Source organism: Gilliamella sp. ESL0443 (assembly GCF_019469165.1).
GTDB lineage: Bacteria > Pseudomonadota > Gammaproteobacteria > Enterobacterales > Orbaceae > Gilliamella > Gilliamella apicola_E.
The window spans coordinates 1418793-1445055 of record NZ_CP048263.1; the positions used below are offsets into that span (position 1 = coordinate 1418793).

28 protein-coding genes are annotated in these 26263 nt (G+C 30.1%); 6 read left to right on the forward strand and 22 right to left on the reverse strand.

What is annotated here, in order from left to right:
* Positions 1-66 precede the first annotated feature (66 nt).
* Complete coding sequence (locus GYM76_RS06475) at positions 67-1023, forward strand: glycosyltransferase family 8 protein (protein WP_220224952.1); 957 nt, start codon at positions 67-69, stop codon at positions 1021-1023.
* A 485-nt stretch (positions 1024-1508) separates the two neighbouring features.
* Here GYM76_RS06475 and GYM76_RS06480 read toward each other — a convergent pair whose 3' ends face one another.
* The 3 genes from GYM76_RS06480 to msbA (GYM76_RS06490) form a co-directional block, all read right to left on the reverse strand.
* Complete coding sequence (locus tag GYM76_RS06480) at positions 1509-2630, reverse strand: glycosyltransferase family 9 protein (protein ID WP_220224953.1); 1122 nt, start codon at positions 2628-2630, stop codon at positions 1509-1511.
* 61 nt (positions 2631-2691) lie between these two features.
* The gene (gene msbA, locus GYM76_RS06485) at positions 2692-4461 is read right to left on the reverse strand and encodes a lipid A ABC transporter ATP-binding protein/permease MsbA (protein WP_065563058.1); all 1770 of its coding nucleotides are present in this window, start codon (positions 4459-4461) and stop codon (positions 2692-2694) included.
* A 12-nt stretch (positions 4462-4473) separates the two neighbouring features.
* Complete coding sequence (gene msbA / locus GYM76_RS06490; protein WP_220224954.1) at positions 4474-6210, reverse strand: lipid A export permease/ATP-binding protein MsbA; 1737 nt, start codon at positions 6208-6210, stop codon at positions 4474-4476.
* A 305-nt stretch (positions 6211-6515) separates the two neighbouring features.
* On the opposite strand from msbA (GYM76_RS06490), the gene GYM76_RS06495 reads away from it, so the two are divergent.
* Complete coding sequence (locus tag GYM76_RS06495; RefSeq protein ID WP_220224955.1) at positions 6516-7535, forward strand: glycosyltransferase; 1020 nt, start codon at positions 6516-6518, stop codon at positions 7533-7535.
* Position 7536: 1 nt separating this feature from the next.
* Here the strand turns inward: GYM76_RS06495 and GYM76_RS06500 are convergent, their stop codons facing one another.
* From GYM76_RS06500 to GYM76_RS06575, 16 genes are all read right to left on the reverse strand, one after another.
* Positions 7537-8538: a hypothetical protein gene (locus GYM76_RS06500; protein ID WP_220224956.1), complete on the reverse strand. Its 1002-nt coding sequence runs from the start codon at positions 8536-8538 to the stop codon at positions 7537-7539.
* 3 nt (positions 8539-8541) lie between these two features.
* Positions 8542-9411, reverse strand: coding sequence for a dTDP-4-dehydrorhamnose reductase (rfbD, locus tag GYM76_RS06505; RefSeq protein ID WP_220224957.1), 870 nt, complete (start codon positions 9409-9411; stop codon positions 8542-8544).
* 4 nt (positions 9412-9415) lie between these two features.
* On the reverse strand, positions 9416-9949 hold the full coding sequence (rfbC, locus tag GYM76_RS06510) for a dTDP-4-dehydrorhamnose 3,5-epimerase (protein ID WP_220224958.1): 534 nt from the start codon (positions 9947-9949) through the stop codon (positions 9416-9418).
* Positions 9950-9951: 2 nt separating this feature from the next.
* The gene (rfbA, locus tag GYM76_RS06515; protein WP_065563064.1) at positions 9952-10821 is read right to left on the reverse strand and encodes a glucose-1-phosphate thymidylyltransferase RfbA; all 870 of its coding nucleotides are present in this window, start codon (positions 10819-10821) and stop codon (positions 9952-9954) included.
* 8 nt (positions 10822-10829) lie between these two features.
* Positions 10830-11897, reverse strand: a complete 1068-nt coding sequence (rfbB, locus tag GYM76_RS06520) for a dTDP-glucose 4,6-dehydratase (RefSeq protein ID WP_065563065.1) — start codon at positions 11895-11897, stop codon at positions 10830-10832.
* Positions 11898-12212: 315 nt separating this feature from the next.
* Positions 12213-13178 carry a glycosyltransferase gene (locus GYM76_RS06525; protein ID WP_220224959.1) on the reverse strand — a complete coding sequence of 322 codons (966 nt, stop codon included), beginning with the start codon at positions 13176-13178 and terminating at the stop codon, positions 12213-12215.
* On the reverse strand, positions 13165-14253 hold the full coding sequence (locus tag GYM76_RS06530) for a DegT/DnrJ/EryC1/StrS aminotransferase family protein (protein ID WP_065563067.1): 1089 nt from the start codon (positions 14251-14253) through the stop codon (positions 13165-13167). The genes GYM76_RS06525 and GYM76_RS06530 overlap by 14 nt, the downstream gene beginning before the upstream one ends.
* Position 14254: 1 nt before the next feature.
* Positions 14255-15640 (reverse strand): hypothetical protein, encoded by a 1386-nt coding sequence (locus GYM76_RS06535; RefSeq protein WP_220224960.1) that lies wholly within the window; start codon positions 15638-15640, stop codon positions 14255-14257.
* 2 nt (positions 15641-15642) lie between these two features.
* The gene (locus GYM76_RS06540; protein WP_255561336.1) at positions 15643-16620 is read right to left on the reverse strand and encodes a GNAT family N-acetyltransferase; all 978 of its coding nucleotides are present in this window, start codon (positions 16618-16620) and stop codon (positions 15643-15645) included.
* A 2-nt stretch (positions 16621-16622) separates the two neighbouring features.
* Positions 16623-16844 carry an acyl carrier protein gene (locus tag GYM76_RS06545; RefSeq protein WP_081299532.1) on the reverse strand — a complete coding sequence of 74 codons (222 nt, stop codon included), beginning with the start codon at positions 16842-16844 and terminating at the stop codon, positions 16623-16625.
* A gap of 1 nt (position 16845) precedes the next feature.
* On the reverse strand, positions 16846-18447 hold the full coding sequence (locus GYM76_RS06550; protein WP_220224962.1) for an HAD-IIIC family phosphatase: 1602 nt from the start codon (positions 18445-18447) through the stop codon (positions 16846-16848).
* Positions 18447-18887, reverse strand: a complete 441-nt coding sequence (locus tag GYM76_RS06555) for an FdtA/QdtA family cupin domain-containing protein (RefSeq protein ID WP_065563071.1) — start codon at positions 18885-18887, stop codon at positions 18447-18449. The genes GYM76_RS06550 and GYM76_RS06555 overlap by 1 nt, the downstream gene beginning before the upstream one ends.
* A gap of 74 nt (positions 18888-18961) precedes the next feature.
* Positions 18962-20203, reverse strand: coding sequence for a sigma 54-interacting transcriptional regulator (locus tag GYM76_RS06560; RefSeq protein WP_220224963.1), 1242 nt, complete (start codon positions 20201-20203; stop codon positions 18962-18964).
* The gene (gene nagZ, locus GYM76_RS06565) at positions 20184-21230 is read right to left on the reverse strand and encodes a beta-N-acetylhexosaminidase (protein WP_220224964.1); all 1047 of its coding nucleotides are present in this window, start codon (positions 21228-21230) and stop codon (positions 20184-20186) included. Before nagZ ends, GYM76_RS06560 begins: the two co-directional genes overlap by 20 nt.
* Positions 21230-21835 (reverse strand): penicillin-binding protein activator LpoB, encoded by a 606-nt coding sequence (locus GYM76_RS06570; protein ID WP_220224965.1) that lies wholly within the window; start codon positions 21833-21835, stop codon positions 21230-21232. Before GYM76_RS06570 ends, nagZ begins: the two co-directional genes overlap by 1 nt.
* Positions 21836-21840: 5 nt before the next feature.
* Positions 21841-22188 carry an HIT domain-containing protein gene (locus GYM76_RS06575; RefSeq protein ID WP_220224966.1) on the reverse strand — a complete coding sequence of 116 codons (348 nt, stop codon included), beginning with the start codon at positions 22186-22188 and terminating at the stop codon, positions 21841-21843.
* Between the two features lie 358 nt (positions 22189-22546).
* On the opposite strand from GYM76_RS06575, the gene rpsF reads away from it, so the two are divergent.
* The 4 genes from rpsF to rplI are packed head-to-tail and all read left to right on the forward strand — an operon-like array spanning position 22547 to position 23929.
* Positions 22547-22930: a 30S ribosomal protein S6 gene (rpsF, locus tag GYM76_RS06580; RefSeq protein ID WP_034882519.1), complete on the forward strand. Its 384-nt coding sequence runs from the start codon at positions 22547-22549 to the stop codon at positions 22928-22930.
* The gene (gene priB, locus GYM76_RS06585) at positions 22914-23225 is read left to right on the forward strand and encodes a primosomal replication protein N (RefSeq protein WP_065563076.1); all 312 of its coding nucleotides are present in this window, start codon (positions 22914-22916) and stop codon (positions 23223-23225) included. Before rpsF ends, priB begins: the two co-directional genes overlap by 17 nt.
* Before the next feature lie 4 nt (positions 23226-23229).
* The gene (rpsR, locus tag GYM76_RS06590) at positions 23230-23457 is read left to right on the forward strand and encodes a 30S ribosomal protein S18 (RefSeq protein WP_025314965.1); all 228 of its coding nucleotides are present in this window, start codon (positions 23230-23232) and stop codon (positions 23455-23457) included.
* 22 nt (positions 23458-23479) lie between these two features.
* A complete protein-coding gene (rplI, locus tag GYM76_RS06595) occupies positions 23480-23929 on the forward strand; it encodes a 50S ribosomal protein L9 (protein WP_065563077.1) in 450 nt (149 codons plus the stop codon).
* Between the two features lie 117 nt (positions 23930-24046).
* Here the strand turns inward: rplI and celB are convergent, their stop codons facing one another.
* Genes celB through GYM76_RS06610 form a run of 3 tightly spaced genes read right to left on the reverse strand, consistent with a single transcriptional unit; the run spans position 24047 to position 26261 of the window.
* Positions 24047-25396, reverse strand: coding sequence for a PTS cellobiose transporter subunit IIC (celB, locus tag GYM76_RS06600; protein ID WP_220224967.1), 1350 nt, complete (start codon positions 25394-25396; stop codon positions 24047-24049).
* A gap of 14 nt (positions 25397-25410) precedes the next feature.
* The gene (locus GYM76_RS06605; RefSeq protein ID WP_065563079.1) at positions 25411-25908 is read right to left on the reverse strand and encodes a hypothetical protein; all 498 of its coding nucleotides are present in this window, start codon (positions 25906-25908) and stop codon (positions 25411-25413) included.
* Between the two features lie 11 nt (positions 25909-25919).
* Positions 25920-26261, reverse strand: a complete 342-nt coding sequence (locus GYM76_RS06610; protein ID WP_065563080.1) for a PTS cellobiose transporter subunit IIA — start codon at positions 26259-26261, stop codon at positions 25920-25922.
* Positions 26262-26263: the final 2 nt, after the last annotated feature.

The window sequence follows — 26263 nt, forward strand, 5'->3', positions numbered from 1 at the left end:
TTTTATATTGACATATTAATTGGGTAATGACTAAATATCACGATTAGTTATTTAAGAGTGTCTGGAATGAATAATATTATTAATATCGCATATTGTACTGATTCAAATTATCTTGAACATGTAGGTGTGTCGATAAGTTCTATAATGCATAATAATCTCAATAATAATATTCATTTTCATGTTTTTTTGTATGATGTTTCGCTAGAGGAACAACAGAAGTTAGAACAACTTAGTCCTTCAATTACGCTACATTCAATCCCTTTAGATGAGTTGACAAAATATTCTGATACTCAAAATTACAAAGTCAAACATATTAATCGGTCGATGTATATACGACTATTAGTTCCCAGACTATTAAAGGGTGTTGTTGATAAATTCATTTATCTTGATGCGGATACTTTATGTTTTGCTAATATTTCTTCAATTTCGGATATTAATATAGATTCGGTGGTTTGTGGTGTAACGCCCGATTCATTAGACAAAGAAAATATGTTGAAAAACCAGAAAAGGCTTCAACTTAATTCAACTAATTATTTTAACTCTGGTTTTTTGTATATTAATGTTAATAAGTGGATTGAGTTTGATACTGAAAATAAAGTTAATCAAATATTACTATCGTCTGAAAAAAAACATCTAATTTATCCTGATCAAGATGCTTTAAATGTCGTATTACAAAATCAAGTTTTATGGATAGATCCTAAATGGAATTATTTATTTACCTGGATAAATGACAAGCAAAAAGAGACATTTTTTTACAACAAAAAATCGTTACCATACATAATTCATTTTACTGGTGCAAGAAAGATGTGGTATCAAGAACACACTGGACTTGCACAAAATTTGTATAATTTTTATAAACACTTCACCCCTTGGGCAAATACCCCTCTTAAAAGTTATAAGTATAAAATGCGGGTTAATGATTATCGTATTTATGCCAAATCTCATCTTAAAGATAAAAATTTGATTAGTAGCTTAAAGTATTATTTGCTTTATTTAGTTTTGAAAATAAAGAAACAGTCTTAATTTAATTAAATATATTTATGCATAGTTGTAATTAATCTATCAGGCTTAAATGTATTATTACTAACATAAAAAATTTTTTGTTTATCCATATTATTATTAGGTAACCAGATATCTTTATCTATTCACAATTCCATATTTGTATGATATCTTCTATATATTATTTATCTGAAATCAAATTTTATTATAACCATTTGAAATAATTTGATAATTAAATATAAAAAGACTTTGAATTTTTAAATCTATCCGGAAATGTTTAAAGGTGTTATGATCATTATATCGTCAATGTAATCATTTCTGATTAAAAATCTTTTTTAACAAACTTAGGATTTAGCTGATTCTTTCTTTTGACAAATAAAAAAATTAAAATAGAAATAAATTTTAATTAAATGAATATCCTAATTTTTAGGAAAAAATAACATTTCCAATTGAATTTTTGAAATTTATATTTCAATCCATTTAAAATTATCTCTATTTAGAGCGTTATTTCATTCTAATTTTATTAATTCTTCTTTTAACTGTTCAAGTACAATGTTTGGATTAAGATTTGCAATTGGATCACCTAGACCTGTACCAAGATTTTCTTTAGTGAATATTTGCAATGCATTAGGATAGTTAGGTCCCCATACAAAGTTATTAATAAATTTATTATCAATTATTCGATTATTATATATACAAAGCATTTTTTTATCATATATCGATGCAACATGTACAATTGAAGTATCAACGGTAATAACTAAAGTTGCGAACTTAATCAAAGCTACAGTTTCAAAAAAGGAGCCTAACGGATTAATAATGATATTTGTTGAGGTCTTAATATGTTTTATTTTATTCGGCTCCCCAACTACTATAGTTACACAATTATCATAGTGAGATAGGAAAGATAAAATAGTTTCAATTTGTGTATCAGAAAAGCTTCTTGCTATATTGGAACCATAAGGGTTAAAAATAATAATATTTTTACCTGATAATAAATAGGGCCTAATAAATTTTTCTACAGATTCATGAGCTTGATCAGGAAGATTCACATGATATTTAATTGAATCAGCTTCTATATTTAATAGTTTTAAAATTTGTTCACTTCTCTTTGAAATATGTGATGTATATTGATCATAAAAAATCGATGTATCATACAATTTATATTTTTCTTGATTAAAACCTATAGCATGTAAAGGATTAATCGCTAAAATTATTTGAGAACGTCTTATACTATTATGACCTTTATCAACAAGATCAATAGCTACGTCAATAGATAAACTATTAAGTTGTTTTTTAAATTGCTTTATCCCTTTCTTTTTATCATACAATATAACACCATCAACGGTAATAAATTGTTCAAATAGAAATGCAATTCTTTTTTCAACTACAACATATACTTTTAATCTATTTTCTCTTAAAGATTTAATCAAATAAGAGGTAACTATTGCATCACCAATACCTTGATCATTCATTAAAATAGCTGCTGAAAGGTACTCTTTCGGAGTTAACGGTGATCTTACCTTTTTTTTTCGATTTAAAAGAGCTAATTTAACAGCTAGTTTTATTGGTTTAATTTTTAAATTCCGCTGCCTATTTAAGAATTTAATAAACTTCAAAAATTTATTTATCATCTTACTTTTAAGATCCTAAAGTGAAAAATTTTAGCAAATTATTTATTATTAATTTTTGATATTATTTATTAAAATTTATTTGATACAAATCTGCATACAATCCATTTAATGACAACAACTCTTTATGGGTACCTTGCTCTATAATTTTACCACTGTCTATTACTAATATTTTATTAGCATTTTCAATGGTGGATAAACGATGTGCAATAATGAGCGATGTTCGCCCTTTTTGTAAATCATCTAAAGCTTTTTGTATTGCTTGTTCTGATTCTGTATCTAAGGCTGAAGTTGCTTCGTCAAGAATTAAAATAGGAGTGTTTCGTAATAACGCTCTTGCTATAGCAATCCTTTGGCGTTGACCACCAGATAATAATACACCACTCTCACCAACAATTGTTTCGAATCCGTTTTCAAGTCCCATTATAAAATCATAGGCATAGGCTTGTTTAGCTGCTTCCTCTATTTGCTCTTGTGAATAATCTCCAACTCGGCCATAAGCAATATTATTTGCAACAGTATCATTGAATAAGTGTACATTTTGTGAAACCAAACCAATTTGATTGCGTAAACAACTTAGTGTTAAATCTTGAATATTATGGTTATCAATCAAAATTTCACCGTTACTGATATCATAAAAGCGAGTAAGCAAACTTGCTATTGTACTTTTTCCTGAGCCAGAACGACCAACCAAAGCAATGGTTTTATATGGTTCGACTGAAAAACTAATATTTTGTAAAGCTGGTTCTTGTCTGCTTTCGTAAGTAAAACTGACATTTTTAAATTCAATGGCGCCTTGTACCCGTTGAATATTTATTTTGCCATCATCTTTTTCAATTGGTTGTTCAAAAATAGCAAATAGAGTTTGACAAGCAGCCATACCTTTTTGAAAATCAGCATTAACACTTGTTAGACTTTTTATTGGTTGCATCAACGCAACTAGTGAAGAAAAAACAACTGTAAATTGACCAGGTGTAATATTCAAATCAGGGTTACTCGCCATTAATAGAACAAACGCAATGGCAAAGGAAATTATAAGTTGAACTATAGGTGTTGATAAAGCTGATATTGAGACTAGTCTCATACCATCTCGCCGAAATTTATTATTTACTTTATTGAAGTTTTTAGACTCTTCATCTTGCGCACCAAAAAGAATGATTTCACGATGCCCTTTCAACATTTGCTCGACGGACATAGTTACCCCACCCATCGAATTTTGCATGTTTTTAGCTAATTTCCTAAATTTTACCGATATAAAAGTTATTAAACCTATCACAATGGGAGTAATGATAATTAATGATAAAGATAGTTCCCAACTATTAATAAACATTGTATAAAAAAGCCCACAAATAAAGGCAGACTCTCGAACAATTGTAATTAATGCATCAGAAGAAGATGAAGCGACTTGGTCGGTATCATAGGTTATACGTGAAAGTAATCTTCCTGTTGAGTTTTTATCATAAAAACTTACTGGTGCATCAACAAAATGGTTAAAAAGTTGTTGACGAATTTTAAGTACGATTTTTGTGGAAATAAAAGATAAAAAGAATGAATATCCATAATTAGCAACTCCTCTCAGAAGAACTAACCCAAAAATATAGAAAGGAGCCATAATTAAAAATTGCTGATCGTTTTGAACAAATCCCTTATCCAATAAAGGTTGTAGCATACCAATCAATGAAGTATCAGCAAAAGCACTAATAACGAGTAAAATTATTGATAATAAAAGAATTAATTTATGTTTGGCAATATAAGGCCATAACTTGGAAAAAGTTTGCCATGTTGAAGCATCTTTATCGATATCACTATGAGCTGATTGAATATTTTTTTTCATAAAATTTTTTTATTAAGAATTAAATTGCATTTGGTACATTTTGGCATAAATACCATTTTCAAGTACCAGCTTATTATGTGGGCCTTCTTCGACTATTTTTCCATCATCAATAACTAATATACGATCAGATTGTTCAATAGTTGATAATCGATGAGCAATAATTATAGAAGTTCGATTTTTTTGTAAATTTTCTATTGCTTGTTGAACTAATCGTTCAGATTCATTATCTAACGCTGAAGTAGCTTCATCGAAAACTAATATTGGGCTATTACGCAAAAGCACTCTGGCGATCGCAATTCGTTGTCGTTGTCCACCTGAAAGTAAAATACCATTATCGCCAATTTCTGTATCAAAACCATGTTCTAATTTTTCGATAAATTCTATCGCATTAGCCTGAATTGCTGCATTAATAATATCTTGTTTCTTATATTTATTTTTGGCACCATACACAATATTGTCAGCTATAGTACCATTAAATAAATGCACTTTTTGTGATACAAATCCAATTTGATTACGTAGCGATTTTAGCGTGTAATTTTTAATATTTATACCATCAAGCAATATTTCCCCTTTTTCTACATCATAAAATCTTGGAATCAAACTTGCTATAGTTGATTTTCCTGCACCAGAACGACCGACCAATGCTACTGTTTCACCTGGCTTGATTTTAAAACTTATATTATTTAAAGAAGGAGTAGTTCTTGAAGGATAAGTATAGGTTACTTGATGAAATTCAATTTCCCCATTTGCCCGCTGCAACTCAACTGTTCCATTATCTTCCTCTAAAGGGGAATTTAAAAGCCCAAAAAGCGATTCGCAGGCCACAGAGCCTTTTTGTAATTCAAGATGAACACTCGTCAATTCTCTTAAAGGTCTCATAACAGCAACCATAGCAGAAAAAACAACAGTAAAAGATCCAGGAGTAATATCTATAGTTTGGTTTGCCACAAGAAATAAAATAAAACCTAACGCTAATGTGGCTACTAGTTGAATTATAGGAGTTGACAATCCAGACACTAATACGATTTTTAATAAGCTTCGTCTAAAAATTTTATTGATTGTATAAAAATTGTTTTTTTCGTGTTTTTGAGCATTAAAAACTAGTATTTCTTTATGACCTTTTAACATTTCATCGGCAGCTGTTGTGATATTCCCTATCCCTTTTTGCATAGAAAGAAGTGAATTTCGGAATTTTTTTGCAATAAATTGAGCAATAAAAATAACTAAAGGTACGACAATAATAAGGACTAGTGCCAATTTCCAATTCCCATAAAACATCACTATGCATAACCCGATAGCATAAGCTATTTCTCTTACTAATATGATAAGCGCATCAGAAGATGCTTTAGATAACAGCTGTGTGTTATATGTAATAACAGTAACAAGCTCACCAACTGGGTTTTTGTCTAAAAAATTAATAGGACTTTTGACTAAATGATCAAAAATTAATTGCCGAAACTTAGTTACTACTTTACCTGAAAGCCAAGAAAGACAATAGGTTGAACAGTAGTTAGACAAACCACGTAATGCGATTAATGCAATAATACCAACTGAAAAAAGAATAAGTAATTCATAATTTTTATCCATTAATCCATTGTCTAATAAAGGTTTAGTTAATGAAATTAATGTTGCATCAGTTGCGGCATTCAATAAAAGAGCAAAAATTGCAACAATTAAAGCTTTTTTATGGGGATAAATAAAAGGCCACAATTGTTTAATGGTATTCAGAGAGCTATATTTATTTGACATAAGAAAGTAAATAAGTTTATTTGAAGTCGAATTATACTATACATACTTTGTGAATTTAAATTTAATTGCAATTCTTTTTCAACTAGAAATAATTTCTATAACCTATATAATAATGTAAAGAATATCTAAATTAACTATCACTATTTAAACTGATCAACAGATAATATTAAGTTAAAAAGAACAGACACATCGATTTTCGTGAATTTTTCAATAAGTAATAAACATGATTTATTATAACTCAATAACAATAATAATAAATTAGATAGAAGTTAATTTAGTTCAAATAATGCAACAGGAAACTAGCAATGTATTTTAATGCGAGTAGTGTTATTAAAAAAAAAATTACAATTGGAACCACTAGTGATATTAATATCAATCAGTTAAACATTGCTTATGGAATTGATAAAAACTTTTTTTTAGGCTGTGCTGTTTCAATTATGTCTATCTTATTAACTAATTCAGAACTCAATTTTAATTTTCATATTTTCACAAATTCTATTAATGATGATTTTCAGCAAAAATTACAACAATTAACAGACAAATATAAAACCCAGATAACTATATATTTAGTGGAAGATTCTTATTTTACTAATTTACCAACAACAAAAAACTGGACATTAGCTACGTATTTCCGTTTCATTGTCGCAGATTATTTTTACAATAAAATAGACAAAATCCTTTATTTGGATGCTGATATTGTATGTAAAGGGTCTTTAGCAGAATTATTTAACTTAGAATTTGATAACAATATTGCTTATGTAGTTATTGAAAAAGACCCAATATGGTGGGAAAAATGTGCAAAAAGGCTTAATGAAAATAAATTATTGAATGGTTATTTTAACGCAGGTTTTCTACTAGTTAATCTGAAAAAATGGAAAGAGAATAATATAAATGAAAAAGCATTAAAATTGCTAACAAACGAGAACTTACGTAAGAAATTTACCCATTTAGATCAAGATGTGTTAAATCTATTATTATTGGATAAAGTTAAGTACCTTGATAGAAAATATAACCAACAAATTAGTATTAATTACGAGTTAAAATATAAATCAAATAAAGTTCGCAAATATCCTATAACCGATGCAACTATATTAATTCATTATATTGGACCTACAAAACCTTGGCACAAATGGGCTGAAAATTATGAATGTTCAAAATATTTTTTGGATGCAAAAAATAATTCTCCATGGCAAATGACACCCTTATTATTAGCTACCACTTCGAGCCAAATGAGATATTGTGCAAAACATAAGTTACATCAAAATAAAGTCGTTGAGAGTTTAATTAGTTATTTAATTTATTGCTTGAAAAAATTAAAATTATAGTTTAATCGAAAGCATCTGTAATTGTTTCTAACATTGCATTGGAGCTATATTTGTATAATTTATCTAAACTGATTGGAACAAATGGAGATTCTAAAAATTTTTTTATTTGATGGTGATTATTTTCATCAAGAATAAAAATTTGCTCTGGAGAATAAAAATCATATTCTTTTATAGATTTATTAGTAGTAATTAATCTTTTATTCAATAACACTGCTTCAATAGCTCTTAAAGTTACACCTGTTTGACCTATTTGTCCTATTTCTAAGATGACATCACTATGTTTTACTTTTTCAATATTATCTAAATAACTAATTTTATTACCGAGTTTATAATAATCTGATGAGTGAAATAAACTTTCAGTATTGGTTGCATTATAGTTAATTAAATTAAAATCTGTTTGATAACCATTTACATGCAAAATAGGGGCAATTCTGTTAAGCACTTTAGCTCTATCATCCCAATACTCCCCGATGAAAAAACATGTTTTAATAATATTAGATTTGTTATCTTGTTCGGCTCGCAATTTTTTCATTTCTGAATATGTAAAAGGAAGAAACTGATTCAAATATATAAATTTATATTTCTTACAATCATTAAAATCAAAACTGTATATTTTATCAAAATATGGTGTAATTTTACTTATATAATCTTCATTTTGTTGTAACCATTTTTTTTTATTTTTCATACTATCGTTTAAAACATCAATAGTATCTCGTAACACCAAAACTCGATGGCATTTAACATCCTTAATTAAATCTATAAATCCTGAAACACCAAAACCACTACATAATAAGATATCATCATATTTCAATTGTCTTAATTTTATAAATTGATGAAATTTTATAAACCAATGTCGAGGAAGGTTATTTCTATCAAGTTTTAAATTAATATTTCTAAAATGTTTCATTAATTTATTAAAAAGTACAACATCGTACTCAGACTTAAGGGTATTAACCATATATTTTTCATAGTCAGCATTCCACTCGGCAAAATAAATAGTCATACTTTAACCCTTAATTGAATCAATTTTAGCTATACAAAGTTCAAGTTTTTCAACCATATCTGAACTAAAAATACCATATTGATTTAGTTTTTTCATATCAAGAACAGAATATTTTGGTCTTTTTGCTTTAAATTGAAAAAATGAGGTTTTAACAGGAAAAACTTCCGGTATCTTATTCAATTTGCCTTGATTGGTAGCTGTCGTTATTATTTGCTTGGCAAATGAATACCAAGACATAGATTTATTACCACAATAGTGATAAATACCCCCTACAATATTTTTTTCGATAATACGAATCATCAACTCAGCTAAATCTCCTGCATAGGTTGGACATCCAATCTGATCATCCACTATAGATAATTTATTATTCTGATTGATTAATTTTAAAATAGTTTTTACAAAGTTATTTCCATATTCACTAAATACCCAAGATGTGCGAATTATTATTGCTGATGAATCAACACTCATAACAGCAATTTCACCTTCTCGTTTTGTTTTACCATAGACATTGATAGGATTTGTCAAATCATCTTCTGTATAAGGGTATTTTTTTAAACCGTCGAAAACATAATCCGTTGAAATATGGATGAATTTAGCTCTATTTTTTTTTGCCGCTAAAGCCAAGTTTTCCGGGCCAAAAACATTAACTTTATAAGCCAAATCGTATTCAGTTTCAGCTTTATCAACAGCAGTATATGCAGCTGCATTTACAATTACATCAGGTTTATATTTAGCAACCCATTCTTCGACATTGGACCTATCGCTAATATCCAGTTCAAAATGATCTGCAGTAATCAATTGCCAATTATTAGGATATATATCGCAAAAGCACTGACCTACTTGACCTTGAGCACCAGTTAACAAAACTTTCATTAAGTTATAATAATTCCTGTAAAGTTTTACCTAATTTATCTTTATCTGATAATATTGGATTTTTCATCGGCCAATTAATATTAATAGTAGGATCATTCCACGACAAGCATTCCTCAGAACTTGGATTATAATAATCAGTACATTTATATTCAAAAGCAGCAAAATCAGATAAAACTTGAAAACCATGTGCAAATCCAGGTGGAACCCATAATTGAGTATGATTATCTGATGACAAAATCATGCCCACCCATTTACCAAAAGTCTTAGAGTCCTTTCTTATATCTACTGCAACGTCAAAAACTTTACCTTGAACAACTCTCAGTAATTTTCCTTGAGGATTATCTTTTTGGAAATGCAATCCACGTAATACATTTTTATATGAATATGAGTAATTATCTTGGACAAAGTCATATTCAATCCTTAACAACTTTTGATAAAGTTTCTTCTGAAAAATTTCAAAAAAATGTCCTCTATTATCTTTATAAATTCTTGGCTGAATAATTTTCAGCCCAGGAATTGTTGTTTCAAAAATTTGCATAATTAAATCTTTTCAACTAATTGATATAAATATTGACCATATAAAGTTTTTTTAGCATCTAACGCCTCCCTTCTCACCTGTTCCGCACTCAACCAGCCATTTCTAAATGAAATTTCTTCTAAACAGGCAACTTTCAATCCCTGCCTTTTTTCGATAATTTGGACAAAAGATGATGCTTCAAGCAAGCTATCGTGGGTTCCTGTATCAAGCCAAGCAAATCCTCTACCAAGGATCTCAACATTCAATAATCCAGAATCTAAATACATTTGATTAAGTGTAGTTATTTCTAATTCTCCGCGGCTCGATGGCTTAACTTGTTTTGCCATCTCGACTACATTTTCATCATAAAAATAAAGTCCTGTCACAGCCCAATTTGATTTCGGTTTAATGGGTTTTTCTTCAATAGACAGTGCTTTGAAATTTATATCAAAATCTACAACCCCAAAACGTTCAGGATCTACGACTTGATAACCAAAAATAGTCGCTCCTACTTTGTTAGCTACAACTTTCTCTAACTTTTTACCAAAACTTTCACCAAAAAAAAGGTTGTCTCCCAAAATAAGAGCACAACGTTGTTTTTGAATAAATTCCTCACCTATAATAAATGCTTGAGCTAAACCTTCAGGTTTTGCTTGTACTGCATAACTCAGTTTAATTCCAAAGCGTGAACCATCACCTAATAATCGTTGAAACATAGGCATGTCATCCGGAGTTGTAATAATTAAAATATCACGAATCCCAGCTATCATTAATACTGATAATGGATAATAAATCATTGGTTTATCATAAATAGGTAATAACTGTTTAGATACACCTCGAGTTATAGGATAAAGACGGGTTCCTGAACCACCTGCAAGCACTATACCTTTCATAAATATTCCTATTTTTTGATTATCCCTTGTCGCGAACTTATATATGTACCATCTTTGATATGCTCACACCAACTTTTGTGATCTAGATACCATTGTACTGTTTTTCTCATTCCGCTTTTAAAAGTTTCTTGAGGTTGCCATCCTAAGTCTTTATATATTTTTGATGCATCAATTGCATATCGCTGATCATGCCCAGGTCTATCAGTTACATACGTGATTAGATCTTTATAGTGATTAACACCATTAGGTTTAATTTGCACTAACTCTTCAAGCAAGTCACAGATTATATTCACAACATCAATATTTTTTTGTTCATTGTGCCCACCAATATTATAGGTTTCACCTACAATGGCTTTAGTCGCAACTAAATAAAGAGCTCTAGCATGATCTTCAACATATAACCAATCCCTTACTTGCTGACCATTTCCATAAACAGGTAACGGTTTGCCTTCAATTGCATTAAGTATTGTTAGAGGAATTAGCTTTTCAGGAAAATGATACGGACCATAGTTATTAGAGCAGTTCGTAATAATAGTAGGTAAACCAAATGTTCTATACCAAGCACGGACTAAATGATCGCTTGAAGCTTTTGAAGCTGAATAAGGGCTACTTGGTGAATAAGGCGTTCTTTCAGTAAATAGATCATTGGTACCATTTAAGTCACCATATACTTCATCAGTAGAAATATGATGAAAACGAAAATTATTTTTCTTATCTTTTTCTAAACTATGCCAATATGTTAAAGCTGATTCCAAAAGCGTATATGTGCCAATTATATTTGTTTCAATAAATACTGATGGATTATCAATAGAACGGTCAACATGACTTTCAGCAGCTAAATGCATTATAATATCAGGTCTAAAATCATTCAGAATATTGTCAATAGCTTTTCGATCACAAATATCAACTTGTCTGAAATTAAAGCGATTATTTTTAGATACTTCATCTAAAGATTCCAAATTACCAGCATATGTTAATTTATCAATAACTAATACATGATGTTCAGTTTCTTCTATAATATAGCGCACAACAGCAGAACCTATAAATCCAGCTCCACCAGTAATAATAAATTTCATATGTTATCAATCCTAATTAGCAATACTTTTTTAAATTAATATTCTAAATTTCACTATTACAAAAATAGCTTAAGTCATATCTGTATTTTTATCATCAGATAAAATTATATTAATATCAAATACACAAATTTTTTTTTAATTTTTACTCTTGGATAATTTGTTTTTTTATCAGTTTCAATCTATATTTCATAAATTAAAATATCATACAACGCTCTAATTATTGCTAAGTTAGCACTAAATCTAGCTGCTAGGTGTTGTGAGATATAATTCCTTTAAACAATAATAAAGCTTTTTAAAAAGATAGATTTTATTATTTTATAAAATTTTTTTGCAGATAATAAAATCAAGTCCCAATAAATGTAATACCCACATTTTTACTCTATTTTTTTTATATCTACGTAATTCAATTATTTTGTAAAGCAAGATTAGTCTTTTTGTCAATTTCCCGTACAAGAAACAATTGAGCACCTCTTTGTTAACACATCTAAAATCTGTTTTAGCTAATAAAATATTTTCATACTGAAAAGTCAAATCATATAACTTCTGAATTTTTTCACTGTGTTTAATAGTATTATTTTGATGCCATCTATAAGAAAAAAGTACTTTATCTAAATATTTAATTTTAGCATATTTAGCAATTTGAAGATTCATAAACCAATCTTCTAATGGAGCATTTTTGTTATACAATCCTGTTTTATCATATATCGATTTTCTAACTAAGTAACCATTAGGTATATGATTACCTCTATACAAATACAGGTATGTTCCAAAATTATTTTTTAATTGTTTTATTTTTAGGAAGTCAGCAAATGTCTTATAGTAAGCCTTATCTTGATTATAAGTAATATTTCTAAATTTATCCCAATAAGAAACCTTACCATTATCATCAATAATTTCATTATCTCCAACTACTAAAGCATAATCACTATTTTTTTGTAAAAATAAAACTTCATCCTTAATTGCATCAGCCTTAGCTAAATCATCAGATGCTATGTAATAAATGTAATCACCTGATGATAAATTTATTAACTTGTTACAAGTTGAACCAATACCCTGATTTTCTTGTTTTTTAAATATAACATTAACAAATCTTTCTTTGCATAAACTTTCCATTTCAAGAATTTTTTCATAAGTGGAATCTGTTGAACCATCATCAATAATAATTAATTCTATATTCTCATAAATTTGAGAAATGATTGATTTTATAGTTTCTTGAACGTAATTTTCATGATTATAAGATGGAACAACCACAGAGACTAAAGGTAACTTATTGATAAGCATTTACTACCTCAATAACCTTCTCAATTTCTTTCTGTGTCATTACAGGACTAATTGGTAACGAAAGAACCTCATTATGTATTTTTTCAGTTATAGGATAGTTTAAATCATTCCATTCTTTATATGCTTCTTGTTTATGAATAGGAATTGGATAATGGATTAGGGTTTGTATTCCATTTGATTGAAGGTAACTTTGTAGCTTCGCTCTATTTTCTGTTCTTATAACAAAAAGATGCCATACATGCATATCTTTCTCTACAGATTTAGGTAAAACAATTAAAGGATTATTGATATTACTAATATAACAATTTGCTATTTTACGACGCTTGTTATTATCTTCATCTAAATAAGGTAATTTTACATTCACTACTGCAGCTTGTAATTCATCTAATCTGGAGTTGACGCCCTTATATAGATTAATGTATTTTTTATTAGAACCATAATTGGCAATTGCTTTGATCTTTAGATATAATTCTTCATCATTTGTAGTTACTGCTCCTCCATCACCTAAACAACCTAGGTTTTTTCCTGGATAAAACGAAAAACCGCTAGCATCTCCCAAATTACCTACTCTACGTCCTTTATAGATAGCACCATGAGCTTGAGCAGAATCTTCTATTATTTTTAAATTATACTTCTCAGCTAACTTCCATATAGATTTCATCTCAACCGCTTGACCATATAAATGGACAACCATAATAGCTTTTGTTTTTGATGTTATTGCACGTTCAATTAAGTCAGGATTAATATTATAAGTATCAAGATCAGGTTCAACCAAAACAGGTTTACACCCATTTTCTGAAATAGCCAGTACTGATGCAATATAAGTATTAGCAGGAACAATGATTTCATCTTCTGGACCGAAACCATAGGCTTTAATTATTAAATTAAGCGCATCTAAACCATTTGCCACACCAACTGCATACTTAGTTCCACAGTACGCTGCAAATGCCTCATTAAAAATATTATTTTCTTCTCCTTGTAAATACCATCCTTTATCAAAAATTTGTTTAAACCTTTCATTAATTTCTTTTTCATACATATTGTTAATACTAGCTAAATCAAGAAATTTAATCATATTATCTACCTTTTATCCATTTAATAATTTTCAAAATAAATGCAACATCTATTTTAATTACAGTCCCCCCTTTTTTAATAGTAAAAGTCAATAAAGGTATTTTCCAAAGATATAAGTTTTTTCGATTTCTTTCATTTGATTGCTTATAGTAAAAAAGAGGAATAAGATTGAAAATGTTTATTCTGCTATCGTTATAACGATTTTTGAATAAAGTAACTATTGAGATCCCCATTACCTTCCATCTTTTACACTTTTTATAGATTTTATAATTGAAACTTTCAAAATATCTATAAGTTAAAGATGTTTTTTCCATGGCATCTTTTAAATAAACGATTACAGATTCAATAGTATGATTCTTGATAAAATATTTATATGCATCCTCACCTAATATTTTTTTCTGATTATGAACATAAATATCTTCTATAATATCCTTTAGTGGTTTTGCATTCAAATTCAATTCTTCCATTTGAGAATCAAACCACCCAAGACAATATTTAACTGTATCTTGCAGATAAACATATTTATTACAAGTAAAGGGTACAACATTATGTGGAATAATTATAGAAGGTAATTTTAATGCTGCGCCCTCTAGAATCGACGTCCCCATTGCAAATAAAGCATCTACTTTAGTCGATAAAAATTCATCTAATTTATTATCAGTTATTGTCCCCATAAAATGAATTATCAAATTAGGAAAATCATTTATATGGATTTTTTCTTTATCTTCACCTGAACCTATAATATATATTTTTTTTTTAGTAAAAGAATCTAACTTATTTAAATGATTTAATAAATCAATAATTGAATATATCTTATCTGTACATAGCCTGCCTAAAACAGCAATATTAATTTCTCCAACTTTAACTAACTCATAACTAGCACATTTGCTTTTTTGTTTCATTACAACTGGAACATAGCATTCATCAAAAATTATTTTTTTTGTATTTTGTGCCATACGATGTGAGTAATCAGCAAAAAACACAGAATTGGTTGATTTAACTATCCTTAGGAATTTATTTAAAATTTTACGTTTTATACCCCATACATTTTTTAAGACAGAAATGCAACTATTATGCCAATTGAAAAATAAAATTTTACTATCTGGATGCATAGATGGTAACCAACATGCCCAGTATATTGGAGTGATCAATAAAATCGGTTCATTATCCATATGAATACCGAAATCCTGTTCACTAACTTCAATTTTTTTTACTAATGGATTTTTAAGAAGTTGATCTGATAACCCTTTCTTATAATCGGTATAATATACCTCAAAATTTGAATCTTCGGCTAGCTTATCAGCTAATCTAGTTAAATAATAGGGACCACCAGAAACCTCTTTCCAAGGAAAATAAAACACAACCTTTCGTTTTACAACATTAGTCATGTTTATACCTCAATCAACTCAATTATGTAAGTGTTTGGTAACATTAAGAAACAAATTCTTTTGTGAAAGTAAACCGATTTTTTTAAAGGTGAAATTACTTTGAATCTATTATTTTTAAATATTTCCAATGCTCTTTCAATGTTTTGAACATAATATGCAAAATGGTACATTTTATTTTTATTATTGATCCAATAGTTCAAAGTTGTACTATTATCAAGATTTTCTAATAATTCTAATCTTGGTTGATCATCTGCCACAATAAACATACCTCTAATACCTTGCAATTCATCCTCGAAAACATCACTTTCTTTTGAATAGCCTAACATTTTGTAAGTTTCAAATTCTTTATGAATATCTGTTGTGGCAACCCCAATATGGTGAAACTTAAAACCGTGAATATATTGTTTAAAATTTCTTTGAAAAATTAAAAAAATCTTCTTAGTTAATATAGTTTTTAATTCTTTCACAAAATAGTCGTGAGTAACAAAATGTTCAACACAATCATAGGGCAAATTGTTTAACATTACTTTAATTGTAGCTTCTCTTTTGTCTTCAGATAAGGAATCATGAAAAGATACAACAGATACATTATCAGAAATGGTTTTACAATATAATTCATCTAAATTTAGATGGTTGAATGCTACTTCATAAATCAAATAAACACTTTCTATTGCTGCTAAAGAACCTTTACGGATGACCCACCGTCCCCACTCAGCTTTATTGTCTTCTAAATTATAAATTGCTATGAGGCCTTCTTTTTTTAAAGTTAATTTATTTTCAATGACAAAATAATAATCACCTGTCTTCTCAAAATAAGTATTCAACCATTTAATTTGGTCATTAACATCTTCTGAAATTGCATTGATATATTTATTTCGTTCTTTGTCTTCTAATCTGACCGACACAATGAATTCAGCATCATCCATCGTAACAGGCCTGAGTTTATAACTATAACCATCTATATTTATAGAGTGTCTCATCTTTAATTCATTTTTCCTAATAAACAATTTAATATTTCATTTAATGTTATCATTTGAGCTATATCATTCTCATCAAATGAAACACCGAATTCATTTTCAAGCATTAAAACAATCTCAACATGTGATATAGAATCCCACAATTTATCTGAATCCTTATTATTTGATAAATCGTTAACGTTGATTTTTGTAATTTTAGATACTATTTCAATAACTTTTTCTTCCATTTTAAATACCTTTTTTGACAATGATTTTAATTAATTCGTCAGGCAATTGATAATCAAATTTATTAGACATATTATAGTTTGACAGATATTTATTGAAAAAATTTAAAGCTGGTGTATTTCGTTCACCTTTAATACACTTAGCTTCAAAACTATGTAAATTTAAATAATCCAAACCAATTTTTACTGCACCTAAAACAATAGTATCATCTATGCCACGACCTAAAGCTCTACAGCTTATGAAGCATTCCTCTAAAATGCCTACTTTATTCTTTTCTGAAATAATTACTCCACCTATAATACCGCTATCAGATAATCGATCGCGTAGGCTTATCGAAATAACTGCTGATCTCTTATCTTTAACCAAATTTTCAACTTCATTAAGAGAATATCTTTTATAACTAAAAATAAATTGATTTGTTTTATTTGCTAGCTCTGCAATTCTATCTGATTGTTGAATGTCATTGACACAATACTCTAACTGCATTTTTAAATCCGCAAAATATTCTTCCTTTGACAATAAATTAATAATTTTATTCCTAGCCTCATTAGATTGCGTATCTTTTTGTCTAAGTGAATCTTCAGCTTTGACATTCAATTTCAAAAGTCCAGGATAATTATTCAGTATATTGTTAGTTATATTTGCATCGTTATTCGCTAATAATATATGTATATTAGGATGAGCATTAGTAACACTATGCAATTCGCCTGTGTTATCATCAATAAATAACAAGCTATCGGTGTTGACATTCAAGTAGTTAGATATTAATCCAATTGATTCTGATTTACTGTTCCAGTTAGCATAAATTTTAGTAAAATCATCTAAGGATAAAGGAAAGTCTTCTCTCTTATTGAATAAGTCTATGACATCTTGCTCATTATTTTTAGATGCAATACATAGAAAAAAACCTTTCTCTTTTAATTTTTTTAAAGTGCTTTGTAAATTTCGGTGTCCCTGTGTTAAAATTACCCCATCTATGCCATCTTCACCTAAAACACCTTTATATAATGTGTTATCTAAATCAACAATTATACCTTTAAGGTTTGGTTTTAAAAGACTTGGAATATAATTCAACCCTATCTCTTTCGAGACTTCAAGGCATGATAATGAACTTAATTTAGTGCCAGAAAATTTTTCTAATCTAAGATCAACAAATTTATCACCTAATCTATCTTCAACTTTATCTAAATTGTAAACCACAACCTGCTTATCATTTAATTTGAAGTGATGCCCAAATGGTATAAATAAAATAGGTTTTTTATATTTTTTCTTCAGAAAATTCATTCTTTCTTCAATAAATGAATCTACATTTTCAATTCTATAGCGACTGAAATCAATCCACAAAATCAATAAATCTGATGCAAAATTCAAATTAAAAAAACTTAATGAATCATCATAATCACTGTACTCAAACTTTACACTAGTTTCGCTAAAAGCTAGATAAGGATAAATTGTATTTTCAATTAATTCAAAAGAATGATTTCGGTAAATTGAAATAGTGTAACACTCTGAAGGCAATCCTTTTTCTTTGGGATAATTTAACAAATCTAATCGTGAAGGATTATCTTCAAATAAAAATTTTTGTAATTGCAATTGATTTTTCATCAGTGATCACCTTTTAACTGAGTAAAATCATTAATATATTCGTTAGGATCATATAATTCATTAGATAAAACTAATAAAACAGCTTTATCTGAAAAATCATACATTTCTTTCCATACTAATTTATCGATCCATAATGCAGTATTAGGATTATTTAAATTGAATATCTTATCTACACCAGATTGTTCTTTGATCTTAATTTTAATAGAGCCATTGATCGCAATAAAAACAAACTGTGATTTTTTATTTGCATGAGCCCCTCTGGGAACATTACCCTGTACATTAAAAACATAAAAAATTCTCTTAATTTCAAAAGGTATCTGATTTAGGTTTTCCAATACCACTAAAGATCCTCTATCATCTGATATACTTTGTAAATTTATAATCCTATAGCTTTCCACAAACCCCCTCCCAGAAACTGTGTAAAGAATTTTTAATTTCATATTAAAATCTTTACAATATACCTAATTTATTACAAATTAACCTAACGAAATATTTAAAAATTAACAATATAATATTACTGCCCAATTTTGTAACACCTAAGCTTATTAGCAATCGCAGTATGCGATACACCCAATCTTTTTGCGAGTTTTCTAGAGCTTGGATATTCGGTATACAAGCTTTTTAAAACTTCTTTTTCGAATTGTTTGGTCATTTCATCAAGTGTTTTATTTTCGATATCATTGATCCAGGAAACTTGGGTCGATGTTATCGTAGGTAGAACAATATCTTTTACTGTTAATTGTGATGATGTCAATTGAGATAATGCGGAATAAAGTACATTTTTAAGCTGTCTTACATTACCTGGCCAAGAGTATTGCGTTAAGTAAGGAATAACATCCTGACTCACTTTTGGCGGTGTAATACCTTGCTTATTAGCAAATTCATCAATGAAAATATGAGTAAGTGGTTCTATGTCATCCTTGCGCTCTTTTAGTGAAGGTAAATTTAAAGACAATACATTCAAGCGATAATAAAGATCTTTCCTAAACTTTCCTTGTTCCACCAACTCAGCTAAATCAACTTTAGTCGCACAGATGATTCTAACATCAACGTAAACTTCGTTATCGTCACCTACTCTTCGAAAATATCCATCATTAATAAAACGTAATAATTTGGTTTGCATTTGGAATGACATCTCATCAATGCCATCAAGTAATACAGAACCACCATTTGCTTGCTCAAAAAAACCTTTTTTACTTTCAACTGCTCCTGGATAAGCGCCTGCTGCATGTCCATAAAGTTCACTTTCAACAACATCATCGGGCATTGCTGCACAATTTAAACCTAAAAAAGCTTTATCACCCCTAGGACTATATTGGTGACATGCGCTAGCTAATAAATCTTTACCAGTCCCAGTTTCACCAGTGATTAGTAATGGTTCTCGTTGCACCGAAAATGCTTTAGCTTGAGCAATCAACTTTTGCATAGCTTGACTTTGAACGGCGAAAATATCAAAAGCATGACTGCCAACAACATTGATTTTTGATAGTCGTCTTTTTAAATATTCAACCGGTTGTAAAACAAAAGTAATTTTGAATGATTCACGGACTTTTTGCAATAAAAAATACTGCGAATTTAAAACAATAATAGCATCATCATGCTGAGCCAAATTGAACGCTGCATCCAAATTAAATACATTTTGATAATCAAATTTTTGATTTAAATTCAATAGATTAATGGAAAATAGCGCTTTTGCTACATTATTATAAGCCAACAGTTTTGAATTATTATCGATTTCAATGATGGCTGCTTGCATTATAATTTTCCCACTTTTCATTTAACTTCATTAAATTGTTGTGACGAACTTGCCACTCATGGCTATTAATTAAGTCAACACAATTGATTTTAGTTGTCGTCAATAACTGTTTTGCTTTATCAGTTAGTAATGATTGTTTTTTATTTAAATTAGTCAACGCATCTAAAATAGCTAATGTGCCATTGCGGTTATTACATGCCAATAATAAATCACAACCGGCATTAAGTGCAGCTTCTGCTCGTTGAGCATGATTACCTAAAATCGCTGCACCTTCCATTGATAAATCATCCGAAAATATAATGCCATTAAAATGTAATTGTTCACGTAATACAGTTTTAAGCCAAAATGCTGATCCGCTAGCTGGTTTATCATTAAATTCAGGATAAATGACGTGAGCAGGCATAATGGCATCAAGTTTCTTTTCTGCGATCAATTTTGCAAAGATCTGCATATCATTTTCAATAAGTGCTTTAGAGCGATGATCAATTGGTGTTTCTTTATGAGAATCAGCAATCACATGACCATGACCGGGAAAATGTTTACCCGTTGTTTTCATTCCTGCACTATGCATACCATCAATCATAGATGATGCAATTTGATAAGCAATATTGATATCTGAATGAAAGGATCGACTACCAATTGCTAAACACTCATGGCCTAAATCTAATACCGGCGCATAACTAAGGTCGATGTCGTAGGCAATCAATTCTATAGCCAACAACCAGCCAGCATCAAAGGCCAATGATTTAGCCTGTTCGATATCATTAAGCAATGCGAATGATTGAGCAGGAGGAATATGGGTAAAACCTTTTTTAAAGCGTTGAACTCGCCCCCCTTCATGATCGACCGAAATTAATAAACGCTCAGATGTGGTAGTACGAATCTGTTTAATAAGTTCAGTTAATTGTTCTGGATCTTCGTAATTACGACTAAATAAGATGATACCTGCAACCAACGGATTTTGTAAAAGCTTTACATCATCATTAGTTAATGATGTTCCTTGCACATCAATCAATAAAGGCCCCATTACTCCGCAGCCCCTTGAACATTATCCGATGTCACATCTTTTGATGTTACCCGTTGTAAAATTTCACCAGTTTGCGTTGAAAGTAATTCCATAGAAAGGTTTGCATTATCATTTTCTGATGGAGATTTATAAAGTGTAGTAAAAAGCACATATCCAGCATTCATTGATTTTGCTAAGCCTATCATTTTGCTTCGTGATACAAGTTTATCATCAGCCGAAATACCTAATGCTTGTTTGGCTCGGTTGATAGATTGCCTATCAGCGACAGTAAAAAGATTTTGTTTATTCATTAAGCTATGTAACGTTTCATCAACCTGATTTGTTGCTAAATAATCCCCACTGCGATTTTGAATGTCACTAATCAACAAAACTTTATTGCCTTCAATTGAGGATGAAGATTGCATTATTTTATTTACAAGTGGTGATAAAATTGTATTCCAATCAATTGTCTTTGCAATCTGTGGAGGTGTATCTACTACACCTGGATCACTCGGTGTTTCAATTGGGGCTTTAACTTCAGTTTTTTGATTAGAACCTAAAAGTTGACAACCAGCCAAGCTTAAAGCCAGCATACTAATTACTGCGGTACGTTTAAACTGTTTCATATAAGTTAACCTATTAATCGCCCTAAATTTTTACCGCCCAATAAATGCATATGAATATGAAAGACTTCTTGTCCCGCATCCTTATTACAATTCATAATTAAACGGTAACCACTTTCATCAATACCTTCCTGCTTGGCAATTTTAGCTGCCACTACCACCATATGACCAAGCAAAGCTTTATCAGACGCTTCTATATGATTTATGGTTGGAATCAATTTATTGGGAATAATTAAGATATGTGTAGGAGCTTGAGGCGAAATATCTCGAAATGCAGTAACTTTATCATCTTGAAAGACAATATCAGAAGGAATTTCACGGCGAATAATCTTACTAAAAATGGTTTCTTCAGCCATATAAACACTCCCTAAAAAAATAGCTATTAATTTTAAATTTTTATTCTGTTAAGAATAGCATACTTTAATGACAAAAATGTATAGATATCGTTACATTTTTATATTTACGCTTCATATTTTGATAAAAAAAGTTGAGGAACGGGTTTTTTGAGGGAGCTAGTAGCCGTTTTTTTGATGATTAAGACTATATTTTGCTCGTAAATAGCCAAATCGTATTTTTATAACTTATTCATTTGTTAAAGAGATTAATTTGATATATAATGCGCCGTCGATTTCAACCGCTTAATTTTCATGTTCCTTGCTTTCAATGGGTTGCGGTTGCCCCGACAGAAAGCTGATTAATCCGTAGGGAGCGATAATGCGTCATTACGAAATTGTATTTATGGTTCACCCAGATCAAAGTGAACAAGTACCTGGTATGATTGAACGTTATACTGGTACATTAACCACTGATGGTGGAAAAATCCATCGTTTAGAAGATTGGGGTCGTCGCCAATTAGCCTATCCTATCGAAAAACTGCATAAAGCACACTATGTGTTAATGAATGTAGAAGCTACTCAAGAAGCAGTCAATGAACTTGAAGATAACTTCCGTTTCAATGATGCAGTAATTCGCAGTTTAATTATGCGCACAAAACACGCTGTAACTGAAACATCACCTATGCTAAAAGCTAAAGATGAACGTCGTAGTTCAGAAGAAGATTATAGCGATGTAAACATGGACGATGATTCAGAAGAATAATCGTTTAGTTTTGTCGGGCTTGGTTACCAAAACCCCGATAAAAAAAATGAGTCCCAGTGGGATTTTACACTGCCAGTTTTATTTAGAACACGTTTCTGAACAAATCGAAGCAGGATTCCCAAGACAAGCATGGTGCACAATGCCAGTTATTGTCAGTGGACAACAAGAGTTAAGTTACAGTATTAAAAAAGGCAGCAAAGTATTAGTAAGTGGCTTTATCAGCACACATACTAAACGAGATAAAACCAGTCAATTAGTTTTACATGCTGACCAAATTAAACTATTAGGAGAATAGCCAAATGGCACGTTATTTCCGTCGTCGCAAATTCTGCCGTTTTACAGCAGAAGGCGTTAAAGAAATTGATTATAAAGATGTTTCTTTATTAAAAAGCTATATCACAGAAAGTGGTAAAATTGTACCAAGCCGTATCACTGGTACTAGCGCAAAATATCAACGTCAATTAGCTCGCGCTATCAAACGCGCTCGTTACTTGGCATTATTACCATATACTGACAACCATCAGTAATTAGCAACAGAGGGAACATATAATGCAAATTATTCTACTCGATAAAGTTGCTAATTTAGGCAGCTTAGGTGATCAAGTTAATGTTAAAGCGGGTTATGCTCGTAACTTTTTAATTCCACAAGGTAAAGCAGTACCTGCGACTAAAAAGAATATTGAATTCTTTGAAGCGCGTCGTGCTGAATTAGAAGCAAAACTAGCAGAAACGTTAAAAGCCGCAGAAGAGCGCGTATCTGAAATCAATGCATTAGGTAAAGTAACTATTACTTCTAAAGCGGGTGATGAAGGTCGTCTATTCGGTTCAATTGGTACTCGTGATATCGCTGATGCAGTTAAAGCGCGTGGTATTCAAGTATCAAAAAGCGAAGTTCGCCTGCCAAATGGTGTATTACGTACTACTGGTGAACACGAAGTGTTATTCCAAGTACATAGCGAAGCTTTTGCTAAAATTATTGTTGAGATTATTCCTGAATAATCATCAGATAATAGCAATAAAAAAACCCGTTTACTATAACGGGTTTTTTTTTATATCAATTTATTTTTCTATCTATTACTACCTTAACAAGAATAATTCATTAAACGATTTTGTGACTTATTCTTCAGTTTCAACTTCAGTTTCTGATTTTACTTGTTCTTCTTTATAAAGTTTATTGTCATACATTTTGACAAACGGCAAATAAATCACCAAAGCTAATATTGCTGAAAGTATCGCAACAAACATAGCACGATAATCACCACCGGTACCAATAAATGCCCCTAATCCCATTGGTGATGGCCACGGCACTAGCGCAATAATAGGATTCATAAAACCACTACTTATAGCAAAATAACCTAAAGTACCACAAGCCATTGGCGCTAATAAAAATGGTATGGCAAGATATGGGTTATAAACTATCGGCATACCAAAAATAATTGGCTCATTGATATTAAAGATTGCAGGAACTGCTGAGGCCCGACCTAAAATTTTCAATTGACTCGACTTAGCACAAAAAGCAATAAAGAATGTCATAAGAAGTGTAGAACCTGAACCACCTAAAATAACCAAAGAATTGTTAAACTCTCCCGCAAATGGAATATGAGCACCACCAACGTTTTCATTCATATTAGCCAGCATTATTGGTGTTATAAAAGCACCAATGATACTTGCACCATGAATACCTACAACCCAAAGCGCATGAATTAAAAATAAAATTACCATAATACCAAGCCAGCTTTTAGTCAAATTGGTTACAAAGGTAAATGGAACACCAATAATATCGAAAATATCAGTACCAAAGAAAATTAAAATACCGTTTAAAATAATAACTGTAAAAGCAATAACAAAGGTTGGAATTAGTGCAGTAAATGAGCGTGATACACCTAATGGAACGGTTTCAGGCATTTTAACCACCCAGTTACGACGTACACAGAGGAAATAAAGTTGAGTTGCCACAATAGCCATTACTATTGCAATAAAAATACCCGAAGTACCTAATCGGAAAACAAATGGTTGTAATCGTAATCCATTGAAGACTTCACTTTGGTCACTAAGTAATACCATAGAACCATTTTGTAGAACTAATTCCGGTAAAGTCATAACAAAAGCAAATACTGATAACATAGCACCATTAAGCGCATTCACTTTTAAACCGGTTTCTTCTTCCTCAATTTTGGTTAATTCATAACCAACTACAATGTTAAAATAAAGCGCCAATATTCCCATTGTCGCTGTGTTCGCAATCATATAAAGATCGCTTACTTTGAAAATGGTATTTTGGAAAAGAGTTTCTAATCCAGTAAATGTCATTGGTAATGTATTAAATACTAAAAACATCGACCCAACGATACAAAAAGGAACTGATGCCATCCCCGCTGCCATTACTGCCCTTACAATCTTAAACTGCGATATTTTAGCCATCGGAGTCATTAGATATTTTTGTAGCAACACAAATCCGGTATTCATTTTGTTTTCCTCATTTAATTAATGATTTCTTGATAAGCTTGAATTCTTTTAAAATGTTTATCCTCATTACGTTCGATTTTTTTCAATTTTATTAATATAAGAATTGTAAAAACTAAACTTGTTAACATTATTCCCAATAGTATGTTTATGGCCTCTTGTGAATTTTTTAAGAATGGAAAGAAAAAGTGAAATAATGGAGTGAATATCGAAACAATTAACGCAATGATAGATATCAACATTATTTGATAAAATAAACTTGCATAGCGTAGATGGTTTTTATGATTTCGATAAAGTTTAATTTGCTCAAAACTGGTTAGCGTAGCAAGTATTATGAGCATAATAGGTAGCACGATAGCTATAGATAAACTTCCCATCAAAAAAACTGCCCAATAGAGATTTATAAACAAAAAAAATGCTGTAGCATATCGAACCGCTAAAAAGCGATTAAAATAGAGGTTAGTCAAACTAACTTTTTTATGTAATTTAAGTTGGCTTTCTAGTGGTGTATTCATCTCAAACCTCTTTATTGATTTGATAACTTATATGTTTGTTGATATAGATGGGACATCTCAATAGCAATTTCTCTCAATGTCATCGTCGTCATCAAATGATCTTGAGCATGAACCATAATGATTTCCATCTCAATTTTAGTGCCACTTGCATAAGATTGAAGCAATTCAGTTTGAGATTTATGTGCTTCTAAAATCTCATGATTGGCTTCTTCAAGTAACTGCGTTGCTTGTTCGAAATTAGCCTCTCTCATCGCTTTAAATGCAAGGTGAATTTTGGTTTTGGCATTACCACTATGCAAAATAATATTGAAAGCAGTAATTTGAATATCCTCCGAGCTCATTATGTCAGTCATTG

Coding starts and splice junctions, on each gene's coding strand:
- msbA (WP_220224954.1), bottom strand. CDS start 6,210: ATGTCAAATAAATATAGCTCTCTGAATACCATTAAACAATTGTGGCCT.
- celB (WP_220224967.1), bottom strand. CDS start 25,396: ATGAATACCGGATTTGTGTTGCTACAAAAATATCTAATGACTCCGATG.
- GYM76_RS06495 (WP_220224955.1), top strand. CDS start 6,516: ATGTATTTTAATGCGAGTAGTGTTATTAAAAAAAAAATTACAATTGGA.
- GYM76_RS06560 (WP_220224963.1), bottom strand. CDS start 20,203: ATGCAAGCAGCCATCATTGAAATCGATAATAATTCAAAACTGTTGGCT.
- GYM76_RS06610 (WP_065563080.1), bottom strand. CDS start 26,261: ATGACTGACATAATGAGCTCGGAGGATATTCAAATTACTGCTTTCAAT.
- rplI (WP_065563077.1), top strand. CDS start 23,480: ATGCAAATTATTCTACTCGATAAAGTTGCTAATTTAGGCAGCTTAGGT.
- rpsF (WP_034882519.1), top strand. CDS start 22,547: ATGCGTCATTACGAAATTGTATTTATGGTTCACCCAGATCAAAGTGAA.
- nagZ (WP_220224964.1), bottom strand. CDS start 21,230: ATGGGGCCTTTATTGATTGATGTGCAAGGAACATCATTAACTAATGAT.
- rfbA (WP_065563064.1), bottom strand. CDS start 10,821: ATGAAAGGTATAGTGCTTGCAGGTGGTTCAGGAACCCGTCTTTATCCT.
- GYM76_RS06605 (WP_065563079.1), bottom strand. CDS start 25,908: ATGAATACACCACTAGAAAGCCAACTTAAATTACATAAAAAAGTTAGT.
- GYM76_RS06540 (WP_255561336.1), bottom strand. CDS start 16,620: ATGAGACACTCTATAAATATAGATGGTTATAGTTATAAACTCAGGCCT.
- rfbD (WP_220224957.1), bottom strand. CDS start 9,411: ATGAAAGTTTTGTTAACTGGTGCTCAAGGTCAAGTAGGTCAGTGCTTT.
- GYM76_RS06535 (WP_220224960.1), bottom strand. CDS start 15,640: ATGACTAATGTTGTAAAACGAAAGGTTGTGTTTTATTTTCCTTGGAAA.
- rpsR (WP_025314965.1), top strand. CDS start 23,230: ATGGCACGTTATTTCCGTCGTCGCAAATTCTGCCGTTTTACAGCAGAA.
- GYM76_RS06575 (WP_220224966.1), bottom strand. CDS start 22,188: ATGGCTGAAGAAACCATTTTTAGTAAGATTATTCGCCGTGAAATTCCT.
- rfbB (WP_065563065.1), bottom strand. CDS start 11,897: ATGAAATTTATTATTACTGGTGGAGCTGGATTTATAGGTTCTGCTGTT.
- GYM76_RS06500 (WP_220224956.1), bottom strand. CDS start 8,538: ATGACTATTTATTTTGCCGAGTGGAATGCTGACTATGAAAAATATATG.
- GYM76_RS06530 (WP_065563067.1), bottom strand. CDS start 14,253: ATGATTAAATTTCTTGATTTAGCTAGTATTAACAATATGTATGAAAAA.
- GYM76_RS06555 (WP_065563071.1), bottom strand. CDS start 18,887: ATGAAATTAAAAATTCTTTACACAGTTTCTGGGAGGGGGTTTGTGGAA.
- GYM76_RS06545 (WP_081299532.1), bottom strand. CDS start 16,844: ATGGAAGAAAAAGTTATTGAAATAGTATCTAAAATTACAAAAATCAAC.
- GYM76_RS06480 (WP_220224953.1), bottom strand. CDS start 2,630: ATGATAAATAAATTTTTGAAGTTTATTAAATTCTTAAATAGGCAGCGG.
- GYM76_RS06475 (WP_220224952.1), top strand. CDS start 67: ATGAATAATATTATTAATATCGCATATTGTACTGATTCAAATTATCTT.
- priB (WP_065563076.1), top strand. CDS start 22,914: ATGATTCAGAAGAATAATCGTTTAGTTTTGTCGGGCTTGGTTACCAAA.
- GYM76_RS06570 (WP_220224965.1), bottom strand. CDS start 21,835: ATGAAACAGTTTAAACGTACCGCAGTAATTAGTATGCTGGCTTTAAGC.
- GYM76_RS06525 (WP_220224959.1), bottom strand. CDS start 13,178: ATGCTTATCAATAAGTTACCTTTAGTCTCTGTGGTTGTTCCATCTTAT.
- msbA (WP_065563058.1), bottom strand. CDS start 4,461: ATGAAAAAAAATATTCAATCAGCTCATAGTGATATCGATAAAGATGCT.
- rfbC (WP_220224958.1), bottom strand. CDS start 9,949: ATGCAAATTTTTGAAACAACAATTCCTGGGCTGAAAATTATTCAGCCA.
- GYM76_RS06550 (WP_220224962.1), bottom strand. CDS start 18,447: ATGAAAAATCAATTGCAATTACAAAAATTTTTATTTGAAGATAATCCT.